Annotated in this window: 14 protein-coding genes; 9 read left to right on the forward strand and 5 right to left on the reverse strand. The window is 72.2% G+C overall.

Annotated elements, in window-relative coordinates:
• Positions 1–54: 54 nt before the first annotated feature.
• From ABZY45_RS01080 to ABZY45_RS01095, 4 genes are read right to left on the reverse strand one after another with little or no spacing between them, the layout of a single operon-like run.
• Positions 55–1,389, reverse strand: coding sequence for an AAA domain-containing protein (locus tag ABZY45_RS01080; protein WP_356734793.1), 1,335 nt, complete (start codon positions 1,387–1,389; stop codon positions 55–57).
• Positions 1,386–2,999: a hypothetical protein gene (locus ABZY45_RS01085; RefSeq protein ID WP_356734795.1), complete on the reverse strand. Its 1,614-nt coding sequence runs from the start codon at positions 2,997–2,999 to the stop codon at positions 1,386–1,388. The genes ABZY45_RS01080 and ABZY45_RS01085 overlap by 4 nt, the downstream gene beginning before the upstream one ends.
• Entirely contained in the window at positions 2,990–4,174 is a 1,185-nt protein-coding gene (locus ABZY45_RS01090; RefSeq protein ID WP_356734797.1) for a hypothetical protein, read from the reverse strand. Before ABZY45_RS01090 ends, ABZY45_RS01085 begins: the two co-directional genes overlap by 10 nt.
• Complete coding sequence (locus ABZY45_RS01095; protein ID WP_356734799.1) at positions 4,071–5,018, reverse strand: phosphatase PAP2 family protein; 948 nt, start codon at positions 5,016–5,018, stop codon at positions 4,071–4,073. The genes ABZY45_RS01090 and ABZY45_RS01095 overlap by 104 nt, the downstream gene beginning before the upstream one ends.
• A gap of 311 nt (positions 5,019–5,329) precedes the next feature.
• Here ABZY45_RS01095 and ABZY45_RS01100 point away from each other — a divergent pair, with 311 nt between their 5' ends.
• Positions 5,330–5,926, forward strand: coding sequence for a histidine phosphatase family protein (locus tag ABZY45_RS01100; RefSeq protein ID WP_073746577.1), 597 nt, complete (start codon positions 5,330–5,332; stop codon positions 5,924–5,926).
• A gap of 46 nt (positions 5,927–5,972) precedes the next feature.
• Here ABZY45_RS01100 and ABZY45_RS01105 read toward each other — a convergent pair whose 3' ends face one another.
• On the reverse strand, positions 5,973–7,328 hold the full coding sequence (locus tag ABZY45_RS01105) for a tetratricopeptide repeat protein (protein ID WP_356734801.1): 1,356 nt from the start codon (positions 7,326–7,328) through the stop codon (positions 5,973–5,975).
• Positions 7,329–7,578: 250 nt separating this feature from the next.
• Between ABZY45_RS01105 and ABZY45_RS01110 the strand changes: the two genes are divergently transcribed.
• The 8 genes from ABZY45_RS01110 (at position 7,579) to ABZY45_RS01145 (ending at position 16,928) form a co-directional block, all read left to right on the forward strand.
• A complete protein-coding gene (locus ABZY45_RS01110) occupies positions 7,579–7,941 on the forward strand; it encodes a hypothetical protein (protein ID WP_356734803.1) in 363 nt (120 codons plus the stop codon).
• A gap of 87 nt (positions 7,942–8,028) precedes the next feature.
• Positions 8,029–8,916, forward strand: a complete 888-nt coding sequence (locus tag ABZY45_RS01115; RefSeq protein ID WP_356734805.1) for a fused MFS/spermidine synthase — start codon at positions 8,029–8,031, stop codon at positions 8,914–8,916.
• Between the two features lie 249 nt (positions 8,917–9,165).
• Positions 9,166–10,389 carry an aspartate-semialdehyde dehydrogenase gene (locus ABZY45_RS01120; protein WP_356734807.1) on the forward strand — a complete coding sequence of 408 codons (1,224 nt, stop codon included), beginning with the start codon at positions 9,166–9,168 and terminating at the stop codon, positions 10,387–10,389.
• 73 nt (positions 10,390–10,462) lie between these two features.
• On the forward strand, positions 10,463–11,893 hold the full coding sequence (locus ABZY45_RS01125; protein ID WP_356734809.1) for a LuxR C-terminal-related transcriptional regulator: 1,431 nt from the start codon (positions 10,463–10,465) through the stop codon (positions 11,891–11,893).
• Between the two features lie 113 nt (positions 11,894–12,006).
• Positions 12,007–13,437: an aspartate aminotransferase family protein gene (locus tag ABZY45_RS01130; protein WP_356734811.1), complete on the forward strand. Its 1,431-nt coding sequence runs from the start codon at positions 12,007–12,009 to the stop codon at positions 13,435–13,437.
• The gene (locus ABZY45_RS01135; RefSeq protein WP_356734813.1) at positions 13,431–14,516 is read left to right on the forward strand and encodes an NAD-dependent epimerase/dehydratase family protein; all 1,086 of its coding nucleotides are present in this window, start codon (positions 13,431–13,433) and stop codon (positions 14,514–14,516) included. Before ABZY45_RS01130 ends, ABZY45_RS01135 begins: the two co-directional genes overlap by 7 nt.
• 31 nt (positions 14,517–14,547) lie before the next feature.
• Positions 14,548–15,759 carry an endonuclease/exonuclease/phosphatase family protein gene (locus ABZY45_RS01140; RefSeq protein ID WP_356734815.1) on the forward strand — a complete coding sequence of 404 codons (1,212 nt, stop codon included), beginning with the start codon at positions 14,548–14,550 and terminating at the stop codon, positions 15,757–15,759.
• Positions 15,756–16,928: a glycosyltransferase family 4 protein gene (locus ABZY45_RS01145; RefSeq protein ID WP_356734817.1), complete on the forward strand. Its 1,173-nt coding sequence runs from the start codon at positions 15,756–15,758 to the stop codon at positions 16,926–16,928. The genes ABZY45_RS01140 and ABZY45_RS01145 overlap by 4 nt, the downstream gene beginning before the upstream one ends.
• The last annotated feature ends 13 nt before the right edge of the window (positions 16,929–16,941 follow it).

Here is a 16,941-nt window from a genome sequence, read left to right on the forward strand (position 1 = left end):
CGGCCGGACGGCCACCTTCCATTGTCCAGCCCGGCGCAAGAGCGCTGCCCAGGATCAGGGCGCCCAATGCACGCGGTGCTCTGCGAGATGCGCCAGGACCGCGTGATTGGCCTCCCAGCCGTCGGGGAACTTCACCGTCACGCCCAGCTGGACCGGTTCCGTCGACGGGTGCTCGTCCAGCAGGTCCGCCACCCCCGCGCGGCACACCACGACGCACGCGTGCCGGTGCCGGGAGGCCAGCACACACAGGCGGCCCGTCTCCAGGTGGAAGGCCGTGGCGTCCGGGCGGCCCGACAGCGGGTGCAGCACCACGGTCACGTCGAACTCGCGGCCCTGGAGCCGGTTCGCCGTGTCCACCGCCACGCCCGTCACGCCGAGCTCGGCGAGCGCCGCGCGCACGGCGGCGGCCTGGTCACGGTGGGCCGTGCCGACCGCCACCCGCTCCGCCGTCACCGGCACCGGGCCGGGGGACCGCTCGCTCGTGGCGGCGCCGCCCCGGTCCAGCAGCCTGCGGACCACGAGGGCCACCGCCCGCACCGCCTCGGGGTCCGTGCGGGGGGTGTGCCGGGCCGGAAGCTCCAGCAGGCCCCAGCCGGACTCCGCCGCCTCGTCCAGAACCCGGTCGGGGCCCGACCCGTCCGACGGCACGCCGAACGACAGCCGCCGGTCGCCGTGGTCCGTACCGCTACGGAACGGGGTGTACGGGTAGAACGCGTCCGAGACCAGCGGCGCCGCCGACGCGGGCAGCCGCCACGACACCGGCAACCGGTGCTGCGGCAGCTCCGGATTGTGCGCCAGCAGCGTGGAGACCGCGCTCGCCGACGGGTCGTACGACAGCCCCGCCCACTGGTCGGCGCCCACGATCGAGAACGGGTCCAGCTGCCCGGGGTCCCCCACGAACAGCGCCCGCTCGAACAGTCCGGCCACGGCCAGCAGAGCGTCCGACCGCATCTGGTAGGCCTCGTCGACGATCGCGTGACCCCACGGCTCCACGTTCTTCACGTGCGCCCACTTCGCCGCCGTGGAGATGACGATGTCCAGCCCCGCCAGATCCGCCGCCTTCGCCGACTTCCGTACGTTGTCCAGGCCGTCCAGGACCTTGTCGTACGGATCGGAGTCGCTGCTGTGCAGCCGCCCCACCGGCAGCCCCGGCTCCTTCTCCGCCAGCCGCACCACCAGGTCGTCCACCTGGGCGTTGGTCTGCGCGACCACCATCAGCGGGCGCCCCGCGGCGGCCAGCTCCAGGGCCGCGCGCACCACCAGCGTCGACTTGCCCGCACCCGGCGGGGAGTCCACCACGATGCCGCGCGCCGTGCCCCGCAGGGTGTCGCCGAGGATCGCGTCGGTCGCCCGGCCCGCCGCGGCGCCCGGGTCGAGAACGGCTGTCACAGAAGGTCCTCCGCGGTCACTGCGTCCGGCTGCTCGGCCTGTCCGCCACCCGATCCCGGCGGGCCGCCGTGCGTCCAGGGGGTGTTCTCCGGATCGGGGAGCTTCGGACCGCCCCGCTGATCGTGTTCGAACAAGGTCCAGGCGATACGGTCGCCCGGCTCGGGCACCGAACCGGGCGCGGGCTCCTTGCCGCGCCCCATCCGGTCCGTGATCCGCAGCACCAGGCAGACCGTGCCGTCGTCCGGGTCCTCGGAGGCGTACTCCACGAACTCGGCCGTCTGCGGCTTGCCATCCAGCGAGCGGTACACCTTGGTCCGCTCACCGAGATGCGGACGCTCGGCGGTGCGCACCGTGACCAGGGGGCGCGGCGACGGCCGCTTCGACTCGCTGTACGCCGGCTCCACGGCGGTCACCTCCGCGACGAACGCCTCGCCCGCCAGTCTCCTGCCCGCCAGCACCAGCGGATCGTCGAGCGCCTCCTGGGCGTCGAGCTGCGCCTGGGCCGTCTCCCGTGAGGCCAGCTTCTGCGCCGCGGTCACCGCGTCGTCCCGGCGCGGCTGCGGCGGCTCTCCCGCGCGCACCCGGTCCCGGTGCCCGGTGAAGGACCAGCGGTCCCTCGTCCACCGGTCCTCGGCCCTGGCTGCCTCCGGCAGCTCCCGCAGCAGGTCGAGGCCCCGCCACACCGCGTCCCACGTGGGCAGCAGCACCCCCGCCAGCAGCGACCTGATCGCACGCTCGGCGTCACTCTGCTCACCGAGCCGGGTGTCGAAGTCGGGGCCGTCCTGCGCGGTGGCCAGCGCCGTGCGTGCACGGTCGAACCGCTCGATCGCGGGCGCGAGCAGCTTGTTGTCGAAGGCCGGATCCGTCGCCGGTCCCGCCGGGGGACAGACCAGCTGGCCGGCGCGGTCCCGCTCCAGCTCCGCCCGGAGCGCCGCCTCGGCACCGGAACCGCCGCCCGGCGGGTCCACCCACGCGAGCAGCGCTCCGAGGTGCTGGTCCTCCAGGCTGCTCTGCCCCGTCGCCCAGTGACGGTTCAGCAGATCCGTCGTGGCGAGCAGCAGCGACGAGCCCGGCACCCGGGCCCGCTCCCCGTAGTGCGTCAGCCAGCGTCCCAGCAGCGGCACCCGGGCCGGCGCGGGATACGGGGTGTCCGGGTCGTCCTCGACGGTGCGCCGGAACCGCATGGACCGCCCCAGCAGCCGTACGAACTCGACACCGGCCCGGCTGGGCACGATCAGCTGGGCGGCGTCCGTGCACAGCTCGACCTCGACGTCCACCTTCTTGCCGGTCTCGGGGTCCGTCTCCTTGCGGGCGGCGGGTTCGACGGCGTCGGCGTACGACTCGATGTGCGGCAGCACCGCCTCCGCCAGTTCGGCGAGGAAGGCGAACCGCAGATCGCGGTCGCGCGGCTGGGCCACCGACAGCAGCCGGGGCGCCTCCCGGTCCGTGCCCACCAGCGCGCCGAGCGGCGCGCCCGCCTCGCCGGCGGTGGTCAGCGGCACCAGCACGAGCGGCCGGTCGGTCAGATGCCGGTGGCGGACGGTCGCCAGCGGCTGTGCCCGCCCGCTGTTTACCGCCTCCAGCCGGGCCAGGGTGCTGATCAGAGACATGGCACCCCGCCGCTCACGCTCTCCAGGGCCTCGGCCCGCAGTGCCGCGGCCCTGCGCAGTGCCGCCACCGTCGGGTCCGCGGGATCGCCCTCCTTGCCGGCCGCGGCGGCCAGTACCCCGGCGACCGTGGTCAGGCCTCCGAGCTCACCCCGCACGCTGCGCCCCAGCGACTCCACCGCGCCCTCCGCGCGGGCCTTCGCCCGGCAGTGGAAGGCCAGCTCGCACGCCACCAGGCACTCGGGGGCGTACGCCGCGGGGACCGCCTCGACGGCGGCGCCGAGGTCCTCGGCGGAGCAGCCCGGGTCGAAGGTCGTGCCCTCGGGCAGGGCCGCCGCGATGTCCTCGACGCGGGTCAGCCTCGTCAGCTGGCGGCGGGTGACGGCGCGCTGCTTGCGCACGTCCACGACCGATGCGGTGGGGAGGTTGGAGAAGTCCTTGGGGCAGACCAGCAGCACCCGGTGTCCCACCTCGGCGCCCTCGGTCACGGCGGCGATCCGCTCCAGCGCCAGGACGTAGACCGCGGACTGCCGGGCCGCCGCGCCGACCTTCGCGGCGTCCGCCGAGCTGTCGATCATGGGAAAGGACTTGATCTCGACGACCGTCCAGGTGCCGTCGGGGTGCACCACCACCGCGTCCGGCTCCAGATAGGCGGGGGAGCCCGCCACCTCCAGGGCGAGCATCGGATGGTCGAGCAGCGCCCAGCCGCCCGCCGCCGTGGCCTCGCGCAGTGCCAGCGCCGTGCGTGCGGCGCGGCCCTCGGGGCCCGCGGCCGTGAGGTCCGGGACCGTGGCGCCGGCCGGTGCCTCGGCCCCGCCGCCTAGCCGCTCGAACAGCAGGCGGAGCAGCTCCGTACCGCCGTCGGCCTTGACCTTCGCCTCGAAGGCGTTGCCCCGGATGAACGCGAACTGCGACTGCCCGAAAGCGGCGGGGGAACCGAGCGCGGTGGCCAGCACGGCCTTGTCGACGCCCGCGCCGTCGAGCAGGGCGCGGCGCTTGCATCCCGGGTTGGCGGCGAGAGCGGCCAGGGCCCGCGCGTCGAGCGGATGCGGCGCGACGGACGGTCCGCGCAGCTCAGCGAGCCGCTGCCGTAGCGTCGTCGCTGGCTTCGGCCGCCGAGCCGGTGCTCGCGTCGCTGGAATCTGCGGAGGAGGTCCGCTGGCCGGGGATTCGCTCACCCGCCGAAGTCTTGCATCCGTCACTGACAATCGTGGACTTGGCGGGGGTGACGGTTGCGGGGACCTGGACGAGGACGGCCCTCACCCGGTCCTTGACGCGGTCCGCGAGCCGCATGAACGGCCTGGTCAGCAGGGCGCCGACGGCCATCACGCCGGCCCCCGCCACGGCGTCGAGGAAATAGTGGTTGGCCGTGCCCATGACGACGAGCACGGTGGCCAGCGGATACGCGACACCCAGTGCCCGCACGAGCGGATGACGGGCGTTGCGCCACAGCAGGACGCCGCACCACACCGCCCAGCCGACGTGCAGGCTCGGCATCGCGGCGTACTGGTTGGTCATCCCGCTGAGCCCGCGCGGGGCGCTCGCGCCGGCGCCCCACCATCCGTAGGCGCTGTACTGGGCCATCGTGTCGACGAAACCGTGGTGGGCGTCGAGCAGCCGGGGCGGGCAGGTCGGCATCAGGGTGAAGCCGACGAGCCCGAGGAGCGTGGAGGTCATCAGCCAGGTGCGGGCCGCCCGGTAGGCGGCGGTGCGGCGCCGGAACATCCAGACCAGCACGGCGGGCGTCACCACGTAGTGCAGGGAGGCGTACGCGAAGTCGGCGGGTATCCCCAGTGAGGGGTGGGCGGTCAGCAGCCGGTTGAGGGGGTGCTCGGCGTTGATGTGCAGTGCCTGTTCCAGGCGGAGTATCGCGAGGCCGTTGTCCACGGCCGCGGGTATGTCCTCCCGGACCAGGAGCCGGCCCATCGAGTAGAGCCCGTACACCACCGCGATCAGTGGAAGCTCCGTCCACCAGCGGGGCCGGTGACCACAGGACGGGGTCACGGCGGTGGCGTGCGTCATCCGGTAGCTCTCCCCATGTCATGCGGCCGTCGGCGGGTGTTCAACCGTACGGCGGTCGTATGCCTTGACTTCTCCTGGGTACGCCCCCGCGGACGTCCCTGGTCATGCGCTGAGAGGGACGCCGGTGCCGCCCCGCAGGTTGCCCGTGGAGTGAGTGGTAGATGATGGAGCCGGGGTCTTCGCCCGCGCCGGTCCCCAGCCGGCTGCCCGTGCTCGCCACCCCGTCGCCGTCCCGGACACCGCTGTCCCGGACCCACCAGATCCTAGGGTCCCCCGATCATCGGATCTCAGTATTTTCAGGGAGAGCCGTCATGGCACCGCGAATCCTGCTCGCCCGGCACGGCCAGACACAGTGGTCCGTCCAGGGCAATCACACCGGCAGGACCGACATCCCCCTCCTCGACGCCGGCCGTGAGGGCGCCAAGCTGCTCGGCGAGCGCCTGCACCGCGAGCCCTGGGGCGGGCTGCCCGGGGTGGAGGTGCGGACCAGCCCGCTCGTCCGGGCTTCCGAGACCTGCGCGATCGCGGGCTTCGGCGACCGGGCCGAGCCCTGGGACGCGCTGATGGAGTTCGACTACGGGGACTACGAGGGGCTGACCCCGGCGCAGATCAAGGCGGACCGGCCGGACTGGCTCATCTGGCGAGACGGAGTACCCGGTGGCGAGACCCTGGCGGAGCTCTCCGCCCGGGCGGACGAGGTGGTCGCGTGGGCGCGCTCGGCCGACCGCGACGTGCTGGTCTTCGCGCACGGCCACATCCTGCGGGCGCTGGGGGCGCGGTGGCTGGGCGAGGACGTCTCCTTCGCCGCGCGGATCCGCCTGGAGCCGACATCGCTGTCGGTGCTTGGCTGGGCATACGGACTTCCTGCCCTGGAACGCTGGAACGACACGGGGCACCTGGACCGCTGACCCGGCCGGTCCTGCCTCACCACCGCAGGGTGAACGGAGTGCGCGCTCAGGACATGGGCGGGAGTTCCTCGTAGCGGGCCAGGAGCGCCGTCACCTCGGGGCCGCCCCGCGGCCGCAGCGCCCGTACGGCACTCGCCAGCATCCCCCTGATCCGGGAGGACCGGACCCGGTCCAGCAGGTCCAGCACCTGCTGGCCCGCCGTCGCCGCCTCGTCGGCCGCGCCGGCCCGGGCCAGATCACCCGCCAGCTGCGCCCTGTACAGCGCGAGGTTCCGGGTGAAGTGCGGGTCCTGCAGCCGGGTCGCCCGGCGCCCGTGCAGCGCGGCCCGCGGCCAGTCACCCAGTGCCGACCAGCACTGCGCCTCCAGCAGTTCCAGCTCCGCCTCGCGGAAGAAGGTCATCCACTCCGGGTCCGCCTCGCTCGCCCCGCGCTCGAACGCAGTACGGGCCCGCCCGATCGCCTGCTCGCACCCCGTGCGGTCCCCGAGCCACGCCCGGCCGCCCGCCTCCCGCAACGCCAGCAGGGCCAGCAGCCGCGGCGAGCCGAGGGGTCCGGCCACCCGCTGCCCGGCCTCCGCCGCGCGGACGGCCTCCCTGGCCCGCCCCGTGTCGCGGGCCAGGAACGACGCGTTGCAGAACGCGTGCGCCTCCAGCGCGGGATCCCCGGCCAGCCGCGCCGTCGCGAGGGCCTCCGCGTAATGGGAGCGCGCGTCCTCCGTGCGCCCCGAGTCATGGGCCAGCCAGCCCACCGAGATCGCCAGCTCCCCGGCGCCCGCGTGCAGCCGGTCGGCCGTGCTGCGCCGCGTCGTCGTCCCGCTGTCGAGCAGGGCGTACGCCGCGCGGAGCGGCTGGGACGCCCGCCGGTAGAGACCGTCCGCACCGTGCCGGTCGTCCAGCAGCCGGATCTGGCGCACGGCCTTCTCGACGGCGCTCACCTCGGCCTCGCCGACGCGGCGCTGGACGGGCACGGCGAGAGGGCCCGCGGTGGCGGGCCTGCCGCCCAGGCCCAGGGACGCGGCTGCCACCGTGGTGGTGCCGCTGGTCATGAACACGCGACGAAGCACGTCGCTCTCCTCGTCGATGTCGCGGTCGAGCGCGGGGGGTGTGGTGGGAAGGGACGCAGGTGCCGTGCGGGCCCCCCGTCCGCGCACGCTCTCGCGGGACGAGAAGCCCAGGTCCTCCAGGCTCGCGCCCGGAAACATGTGCAGGAACACCCGTTCGTACGCGTAGTTGGGGCAGCGGATCTCCCCGGACTCCACGCGTCCGATGTACCGGGCGTCGCACGCGACCTGTTCACCGATCTCGCGGGCGGCCCTGCGGACCGCCGCCGCGAACTCCCCGGCGGAGCGCCGGCCGCGCAGCCGCCGGAAGGCGAGGTTGGGAACTGCCCGTGTCGACACCATGGCGGGGCCCTCTCTGGTGCAGCCGGGCTCCTGCTTCCGGTGTCCCGGCGGAGCAAGAACGTACCGGCTGTGACGGGGCGCACAGACAGCGTTTACCTATAAATCAGACATCTCGCCCCTGATCCGCCATGAACTGCCACCCTTTGCGGCGGCGTGCCGCCGTAGCCCTTGACGCCGTCGGCGCGTTGGTCCATGTGGAGACGGGGCGTGGCCCCGCCTCGAGACGAGAGGAGGGGTTCCCTTGCCTCACATGGGCCCGGAAACCACACCGTGCGACCTGGTGACCGTCCCGGCGCGTCAGGGCCTGGAAGCCGTCGACATCCTGCGCAGGGGTGCGGACAACGAGGCCGTCGGGCCCGTCCTGCACGACGGGGCCTGCGCGGTCCTCGGCTTCCTCGTGCCCCCCGGCACCGCCGCGGCGTGGGACGTACCCGGCAGCGCGTGTACGCAGACGGACGGCCGCGGGTTCCGTGTCCCTGCGGAGCCGCCCGTCATCGGCGGCGGCTGGCTCCTGCCGCCCGCCGCGGAGGCCCCCGTCACCGACCCGGCCGTCCTCCGGGCCGCCCTCGACCAGGCCGCACGGCTCATCGAGGCGGCCGACAACTGCCGCTGAGGCCATAATGGCGAGGTGGGCGGATCTCCCGCCCTCGTCGGTTCTTCCAGGCAGCCGGCCCGAACCGGTGAGCGAGGACGAGCACGCGTGGCACGTCGAGGTGCGGCACAGGGCGCGGGCGACCGCAGGCGCTCCGAGCGCCGGCAGGAGCCCGTCTCCGCGACGGTGGACGGCGGCACCGCCGAGCTGGTGCCCGACCGTGAACGCCCGCGCGCCTGGACCCTGCTGATGGACGGCGCCCCGCAGTCCCACGTGGACCTGGACGACCCCTCGTACCTCTCGTTCGAGTACCAGCGCAGGCTGGGCCACGTCATCGACCTCGCGGCGCCCCCCGGCCGGCCCCTTCAGGTGGTCCACCTCGGAGGCGGAGCCTTCACGCTCGCCCGGTACGTCGCGGCGAGCCGGCCCCGCTCCACCCAGCAGATCGTCGAGATCGACGCCGCCCTGGTGCAGTTCGTGCGGCGGGAGCTCCCGCTGGATCCGCAGGCCCGGATACGGGTCCGCTCGATGGACGCCCGCGCGGGGCTCGCCAAGGTCCCCGACGGCTGGGCGGATCTCGTGATCGCCGACGTCTTCAGCGGCGCCCGTACCCCCGCGCATCTGACCTCGGCCGAATTCCTCGCGGACGTACGCAGGGCGCTCAGGCCCGGCGGGCAGTACGCCGCCAACCTCGCCGACGGGCCGCCGCTCGCCCATCTGCGCGGCCAGATCGCCACGGCCGCCTCGCTCTTCCCCGAACTGGCCCTGGCCGCCGACCCGACGGTCTGGCGCGGGCGACGGTTCGGCAACGCCGTCCTGGTCGCCTCCGACCTGCCGGTCGCCGTCGCCGAACTGACCCGGCGGATCGCGAGCGACCCGCACCCCGGCCGCGTGGAACACGGCCGCGCGCTGGTCGACTTCACGGGAGGGGCCGCCGTCGTCACCGACGCCGGCGCCAAGGCGTCCCCGGCTCCGCCGCCCGGGACCTTCGGCTGAGCCGCCCGCGGTGACGGATCGATCGGACGTGTGATGGCATGCTCCGGCCTGTCCGCTTCCTGACAGCACCGCCCTGTGCCGAAGCGGCGGGTTCGGCGTTTTCATGGGGGTCGCGACGACGCGGAACCGGCTGAGCCGTGCCTGCCTCGCGAGCTCTCCGCGCCTTCCGGTACGGAGACGATGTGCCACCGGCCGGACCGTCCACGGAACGCGTGCCTGAGCTCGGCCCTCGCCAGATCGGAGTACCTGATGGTACGTGCCCAACGCTCCGCGGATCCTTGCATCGTCCTGGTCGGCGCGACCGGTGCGCTCGGAGCCGCCGTCCTCGAACTCATCGGGGAACACCGCATGCGGCACCGGGAGATACGGCTCGTGGCCTCGGCGCAGTCGGCGGGCCGGGAGATTCCCGTCGGGGGACGTACGAAGACGGTGCACGACCTGGAGGACTTCGACTTCGCGGGCGCCGATCTCGTGCTCTTCTGCGCGGGCGAGGCGGTGAGCCGCCGGTGGGTGCCCGTGGCGATGGCGGCGGGCGCACTGGTCGTCGACGCCTCCGGTGCCTTCAGCGCGCACCCGGAAGTCCCGCTGGTCGTCCCCTCGGTCAACGACTGCCTGCTGGCCGAGTGCCCGGAGGCCGTCGCGGTGCCCAGCGGGATGACGGTGCCGCTGACGCTCCTGCTGCAGGCGGTCGAGCGGTGGCGGGGGGTGCGCCAGGTGGTGATGAGTACGTACGAGTCCGCGTCCGGGCTGGGCCACCAGGGGGTCGACGAACTGCTGGAGGGAAGTGAACTGACGCTGAGCGACCCGGGGGCGGAGCTGCCCGCCGACCGCTTCCGCCCCGCCCTGGCGTTCAATGTCGTACCGGCCGTGGACCGGCTCCTGGAGGACGGGGCCAGCTGTCAGGAACGGCGCCTCGTCGAGGAGACGCAGCGGGTCCTGGGGCTGCCGGACGCGGAGGTGGCGGTGACGTGTGTGCGGGTGCCGGTAGTCAGCGGGCACGGGGCGACGCTCTTCGTGGAGACCGGCGACCCGGTGGACCGGCAGGGGCTCGTGGAACTCCTGGCCTCGCTCCCGGATTTCGTGGTGCACGACGACCTCGTGCCGCATGACGGCCAGGTGGTGCGCGACGGCCTCGTGCCGCATGACGGCCAGGTGGTGCCCGACCTCGCGACGCACGACGATCGGGTGGTGTGCGGCGACCTCGTGGCGCACGACGGTCTCGCGGCGCGCGCAGCGTTCGTGCTGCGCGACGGGAAGGCGCTGGGCTCTGTCCCCACTCCGCTGACGGCGGGCGACCCGGACCGCTTCCATGTGGGCAGGGTGCGGGTGAGTCCGCACACCTCCCGGGGATTCCTGTTGTGGCTGGTCTTCGACAACCTGCGCGCGGGAGGCGCGTCGACCCTTCTGCGGATCGCGAGGATCGCGCTCGCCTCCCGCGCGTCCGATGAGCGGCTGAAAAGCAGCCCTCGCTGAGGCGGACCCCGCCCCGGACGCGGCCGCGCTAGTGCTGGGCGGCAGCGGCCGAGGCCGTCCCCTCGCCGGGGCTGTGAGGCGTGGAGTCCCATTTGTCATCGGCGCTCGTGACGACTGCGGATTCCGGACCCGCAGAGACGACGGAACCGGCGAAAACGGCGAGGCCGACGGAACCAGCAATTCCGGCCATCAGGAGGGGCGCTACCAGGGAACGGACTTCAAACCGGCGATTGTGCGCCATTTTGCTTCTCCCTCGATTCGATTCATTCGACAACGCGCGGCACCCGTTCTTCGGGACGTGAAGAGCTTGCCAGGCAAAGCCGTCCCGATCCTGGTCCATTGGGTGTCCTATGATGGCGCGGCCACAAGTGGAAAGCGTCGGACGTCGAGCGAAGGGGTGCTCGTGGAGAGCCAGTCACTGTTGGACGAACTCGCGGTTGACGCCTACAGATCAGCGCTGCGAGCCGGTGTTTTCATCGACGAGGAGATCGCGGCCGAGCTCGGTGTGGAGCGGGCACGGATCGCCGAAGCACGCACCGAACTACAGGACTTGCGCCTGTTGAGCCCGGGCGTCGGCCCTGTGATCCCGCTCGACCCGGAGGTGGTCGAGGTCGAACTGATTGCGCCGCTGGAGATGTCGGTCACCCGTCAGCGAAGACAGATAGCCGGAATTCACCGTCAGTTGAACGCGTTGTCAGCATTATATCGCTCAGTCGAGCACCGCCATGGCACAGATGTGTCGATACGCGTTCTCGATAATGCCGCCGAGGTGCGCCGTGAGATCGACCTCGCCCGGCATCGCTGTGTCAAAGAACGCCTGAGTCTTCAGCCCGGGGGCGGCAGGTCGGCGCCACTTCTTCAGCAGGATCTCGTACAGACGCAAGAATTACTGCGGCGCGGTGTCCGGGTCCGCACGCTCTATCAGCACACCGCGCGTTCCAGCCTCACCACCCGCAGCTATGTCGCCCAGATCTGTGAAGAGGGTGCCGAGGTGCGGACCTCGGCGGAACTCTCCGAACGGCTCATCGTCTACGACCGCCACACAGCCTTCGTACCCAAGGAGAGGAAGGGCGCCGAGCCGCCCGGCGCGGCCGTCGTCACCGATCCGACCCTGGTGGCCTATCTCTGCCGGTCCTTCGAGGCGGCCTGGCAGGTGGGCCGGCCCTTCAACAGTGCGGAGCCCGCCGACCAGCAGCAGGTGAGCGCGGAACTGCGGTCCTCCATCCTGCGGTTGATGGCCATGGGGCTCAAGGACGAGGTCATCGCGCGGCGGCTGGGCATGGCGACCCGTACCTGCCGTCGCTACATCTCCGCGCTGATGACGGAACTCGGTGCCACCAGCCGGTTCCAGGCCGGTGTCCTCATCGGCCGGCAGGCCGCGGAGAGCGGCACGGACGACGTCCTGGGCGGCGTCCCGGCCGATGACCAGGGCGATGAGACCGACGACCGGACCGATGCCCCGGCCGGAGTTCCGGCCGACGAGGGGATCGCTGTCCACAAGTAGCCGTACCGGCACCGGACGCCGGTGGCACCTCGTGCCAGGGTCCTCTCCCGTGCGACGTTGTTCGTGCCGGCAGACAACGATGTCGCACGATGACGTTGCATGGGAGAGGCCCAATGGCACAGCTCATCACTCTCGACGAGGCGGAGAAGCTCGACGTCGACGAGGTGCACGATCTCTACCGCACCTATATCAACAAGAGCCAGGTCAGACTGATGACCTCCTTCGGCTTCGGCCAGGAGCTCGTCGACCACGCGGAGGGCGCTTACGTCCACACCCGCGACGGACGCAGGATCCTCGACTTCACCGGTGGCGTGGGCGTACTCAACCACGGGCACAACCACCCGAGGATCGTGGCGGCCCGCAAGCGCTTCCAGGAGCAGCGGCGGATGGAGGTGCACAAGACCTACTTCTCGCCCTATCTGGCCGCTCTCGGCCACAACCTGGCGGCCGTTCTGCCGGGCGACCTCAACCGCTCCTTCCTGCCGAACTCCGGTGCGGAGGCGGTGGAGGGGGCCGTCAAGATGGCGTACAAATACCACGGCGGCAAGCGCAAGCGGATCCTGCGGGCCGACATCAGCTTCCACGGAAAGCTGCTCGGCTCCGGAGGGCTCACCGGGAGCACCCAGAACCACTTCGACTTCCCGACCATCCCCGGTATCGGCACCTTCGCCTACGGCGACCTCGAATCCGTCCGCCGGGCGCTGGCCGAGGCCCGCGACGCGAACGGCCGCAGCGATGTGTACGCCCTGCTCATCGAGCCGTTCAGCGCGTCCACGATTCGCTGGTGCTCCGAGGAGTTCCTGCGCGGGCTGCGCGAACTCTGCACGGCCGAGGACATCATCCTGATCTTCGACGAGATCTACACCGGCTGGGGCAAGACCGGCAGCATGTTCCACTTCACCCGCTACGAGGGCCTGGTGCCGGACGTCGTGACGACCTCGAAGTCGTTCGGCGGCGGCAAGTCCTCCATCTCCGCCTTCGTGGCACGCGAACCCGTCTTCCGCAAGGTGTACGACAACATGACGGACGCCATGATGCAGAGCACGAGTACGACGTACTACGGCTTCGGCGAGGAGACCGCGACCGCGATCGAGGCGATCTCCGTCGCGGTGGAGGACGACTACCCGGCGCGGGCCCGCGCCATCGAGGACGTCCTGCGGCCGGGGCTGGAACGCATCCAGAAGACCTACCCGGACCTGATCGCCGACGTGCGCGGATCGGGGGCGCTGTTCGGGGTCTTCCTCGCCGGCGGCCCCAAGATCCTCGACCTGGTGGGCAAGCTGCCGGCCGGCGGTCTCGCCAAGGACCCGCTGATCCGTACGAAGATCATCACGGCGGCGGTGATCGACACCCTGTACCGCAAGCACGACGTCTACTCCTACTACACGCTCAACGGCCGCAGCCCGCTGGTCGTGAGCCCGCCCCTGGTGGCAGGAGCGGACGAGGTGGAACGTTTCCTCGACGCCCTGGACGCCACCCTCTCCGAGGGCATGAGCCGGCTGCTGGCCCGCTTCATGAAGGAGCGGGTGAGCTCGCTGTGGTGAACTCCGGGAACGAGAAGGGCGCCCTGTCCGCACTGCCCGGCCGCGTCACGGTCACCGGAGCCGCCGGTGTGCTCGGCGCGCACCTGGTGGAGCGGCTGCTGAAGGAGGGGCGTGAGGTCCACGCCTTCGACCTCAGGCCGGTGCCGGCCGCTTCCGGCCTGACCTCGTCCACCGGAGACATCCGGGACGCGGGCGCCGTGCGCAGGGCGCTCGACGGCGCCGATGCCCTCGTGCACTGCGCGTCGGCGCTGCCCAGCTACCCCGCCGCCGACATCCGGTCCATCGTCGTCGAGGGCACCACCACCGTGCTGGAGGCGGCCAGGACCGTACGGACCCCGAGGGTCGTGCACATCTCCTCGACCGCCGTGTACGGGCTGCCCAAGCTGGTGCCGACGCCGGAGGACCATCCGCACGAGCCGGTGGACACCTACAGCAGGGCCAAGGCGGAGGCGGAGAAGGTCGCCGAGCGGTACCGCGCCAAGGGCATGTGCCTGCCGGTGCTGCGGCCCAAGACCTTTGTGGGGCCGGGCCGCATGGGCCTGTTCGACATGCTCTTCCAGTGGGCCGAGGAGGGCCGCAACTTCCCGGTGCTCGGCCGCGGCGACGTGCGCATCCAGATGCTCGCGCTGGACGACCTCGTGGACGCGGTGATCACCGTGCTGCGGGCCCCGGACGAGGTCGCGCACGACACGTACAACATAGGCGCCGTCGAATTCGCCACCCTGCGCGAGGACTTCCAGGCGGTGCTCGACGCGGCGGGGCACGGCAAGTCGGTCAGATCGATCCCGGGCCGTCCTGCCGTCGCGGTGCTGCGGGCGCTGGAGCGTACGGGGATCTCCCCGGTGTACGGACGGCTGCTCTACAAGCTGCTCGACGACTCCTACGTCAGCGTCGACAAGGCACAGGAACGGCTCGGCTTCCGGCCCCGCCAGTCCAACCGGGAAGCCATCCTGCGCACGTACGACTGGTGGCGCCGGCAGCGCTCCGCCGCCCCGCCGGCGGTGAGCCGGGACGGCGGCCGGACCAGCACGGACCCCTGGCGTCAGGGAGCCCTCGGTCTCGCGAAGGTCTTCTTCTGACATGGCCGGAACCCGAGTGCCGGGGACACCCATGCCCGTTTCCGGTGCCCCCGGCACGGACGAGGTACCCGCCACGCACGAACCCACCGGCGCGGAAGGGGACACCGAGTCCGCGCTCTCCCCGGGCGGGTCCGCTGCCGAAGGGCCCGGGGAAGCCCCCCGGGCCCGCCGCTGGTGCCGGGGCACCCGCCTGCTGGTGGGGGCCACCGCCACCTGGACCCTGCTCCTCGGCCTGCACGTCCTGCTCGCGGGGAACTGGTGGCTGTGGCTGCTTGTCGAGGCGGTACCCCCGCTGACGCTGGTGGCCGTGCCGCTGCTGCTCCTCGCGGTGACACCGCTCGCCCGGCCGGTACGCCGATGGCTGGCCCCCGTGCTGGTGCTCCTGCTCCTGGCCGGCGCCCATCTGTCCGGCTTCGGACCCGGCCGGCCGGGCGGCAGCACGGGCACCACCGCCGGCGGCACCGAGGTCAAGGTGTTCGCCTGGAGCACGGACTACTGGCAGATGGACGACGACAAGCAGGACTTCTACGCCTTCCTGCGGGGCCAGGACGCCGATGTGTACCTCCTCCAGGAGTACCTCTACTGGGAGGGGGACGAGCCGGTCAGGATCGATGACACGGCCCGGCTGCGCAAGGAGTTCCCCGGCTACCACGTCTCCGTCGAAGGGGAACTGCTGACCCTGTCCCGGCTGCCCGTGGTCGCCGAGCACCACCGCCGCGTCCCGGACACCGGCACGGCCTGGTACCACGAGGGAAGCAAGGCGCAGCGCACCGACATCCGCGTCGGGGACCGCACGGTCTCCTTCTACAACGTGCACATGCCGGTCCCCTTCCAGGTCGGCGACAACCCGCTCTCCGGCCGCTTCTACCGCTTCCTGCGGGACCAGTACGAATGGCGCGACCGCGAACTGGACGCACTGCGCTCCGATCTCGCGGGCAACCCCCACCCGGCCCTGCTGACCGGAGACTTCAACTCACCCTGGACGGGCAGCCTCCTCGACCCCGCCCCGGACACCCAGGTGCACAGCCCCGGGAGCGGCGTCCTGCCCGCCCGCTCCTGGCCCGTCTCCGACTACCCGCTGCCCCGGCTGTGGCGGCTGGACTGGCTGTTCACCACCGAGGACCTGGCCGTGCCCGGCTACCGCTTCGGCGGCGGCGGGGGCTTCTCGGACCACGCGGCCCAGGAGATCCGACTCGTCGTTCCCGACCCCACCGCCTCCGGACACCCGAAGGAGACCCGATGAGCCCGCAGGACCACCCCCTGAGCGAGGGATCCACCATGCGCCCCAGCCGGTTCCACGTGACGGTGATGCTCGACTACTACGCCCCCTACGTCAGCGGCCTGACCGAGGCCGCGCGGCTGACCGCCGAGGGTCTGGCCGCCCGAGGCTGGAACATCGCGGTGGTGTGCGCCCAGCACGACCCCGATCTGCCCCGGTACGAGGTGATCAACGGCGTCCATGTCTTCCGGGCGCCCGTCCTCGCCAACATCAGCCGCGGCTTCGTGTCCCCCGCGCTGCCGCTGCTGGCCCGGCGTCTCGCCGCCCGCTCCGACATCCTCCACATGCACCTGCCCAACCCCGAGGCGGCCTTCGTCGCCGCGCTGAAGGGCAGCGCCCGTCTCGTCGTGACGTACCACATCGACGTGTTCCTGCCCGACAGCCCGGTGAACCGCTTCGGGATGCGCGCCGTCGACGAGGTCTGCAAGGTGGCGGTCCGCAAGGCGGACATCGTCATCACCAACAGCGAGGACCAGGCGCGGGGTTCGCGGATCTGGCCGACGATCCGCCGTCGCAGGCTCGTCCCCATCTCCTCGCCCTGCGTCGACCGCAACGGCGGTTCGCCGCGGCTGCGCGACGGCGACGGGCTGCACATCGGCTTCATGGGGCGGATCACCGTCGACAAGGGCATCGAGTACCTCATCCGCGCCTTCCGCTCGATGTCCGACCCGAAGGCCAGGCTGCTGATCGCGGGGGACTACACCACCGTCGCGGGCGGCAGCAACATCGCCGAGCTGCGCGCGGAGGCCGGCGACGACCCGCGGATCCGCTTCACCGGGCTGCTGCGGGGCGAGGCGGTACGCGACTTCTACGCCTCGATCGACGTCTTCGCGCTCCCGTCGATCTCCGAGTCCTTCGGCATCGTGCAGGTCGAGGCCATGATGGCCGGAGTCCCCCCGGTGAGCACCGACCTGTCCGGCTCCCGCTACCCGGTGGCGTCCACGGGCTTCGGGCGGCTGGTTCCGCCCCGGGACCCCGAGGCGCTGCGCGAGGCACTGCTGGAGATGGCGCACCTGCCGGACGAGGACCGCAGGGCCGGAGCGGAGACGGCGACCAAGCTGTTCGGCGGGGACGCGTTCCTCGACGCCCACGAAGAGGCGTTCCGGCGGCTGCTCCCCGGCGGGCGGCTGTGAACCGGGCCGGTGG

The organism is Streptomyces sp. NPDC006516 (genome assembly GCF_040611875.1).
Taxonomy (GTDB): domain Bacteria; phylum Actinomycetota; class Actinomycetes; order Streptomycetales; family Streptomycetaceae; genus Streptomyces.

What these genes read in the sequence shown, in the direction of transcription:
- ABZY45_RS01105 (WP_356734801.1), bottom strand. Translation starts at nt 7,328, where the DNA reads ATGGTGTCGACACGGGCAGTTCCCAACCTCGCCTTCCGGCGGCTGCGC.
- ABZY45_RS01110 (WP_356734803.1), top strand. Translation starts at nt 7,579, where the DNA reads ATGGGCCCGGAAACCACACCGTGCGACCTGGTGACCGTCCCGGCGCGT.
- ABZY45_RS01100 (WP_073746577.1), top strand. Translation starts at nt 5,330, where the DNA reads ATGGCACCGCGAATCCTGCTCGCCCGGCACGGCCAGACACAGTGGTCC.
- ABZY45_RS01140 (WP_356734815.1), top strand. Translation starts at nt 14,548, where the DNA reads ATGCCCGTTTCCGGTGCCCCCGGCACGGACGAGGTACCCGCCACGCAC.
- ABZY45_RS01130 (WP_356734811.1), top strand. Translation starts at nt 12,007, where the DNA reads ATGGCACAGCTCATCACTCTCGACGAGGCGGAGAAGCTCGACGTCGAC.
- ABZY45_RS01085 (WP_356734795.1), bottom strand. Translation starts at nt 2,999, where the DNA reads ATGTCTCTGATCAGCACCCTGGCCCGGCTGGAGGCGGTAAACAGCGGG.
- ABZY45_RS01095 (WP_356734799.1), bottom strand. Translation starts at nt 5,018, where the DNA reads ATGACGCACGCCACCGCCGTGACCCCGTCCTGTGGTCACCGGCCCCGC.
- ABZY45_RS01120 (WP_356734807.1), top strand. Translation starts at nt 9,166, where the DNA reads ATGGTACGTGCCCAACGCTCCGCGGATCCTTGCATCGTCCTGGTCGGC.
- ABZY45_RS01145 (WP_356734817.1), top strand. Translation starts at nt 15,756, where the DNA reads ATGAGCCCGCAGGACCACCCCCTGAGCGAGGGATCCACCATGCGCCCC.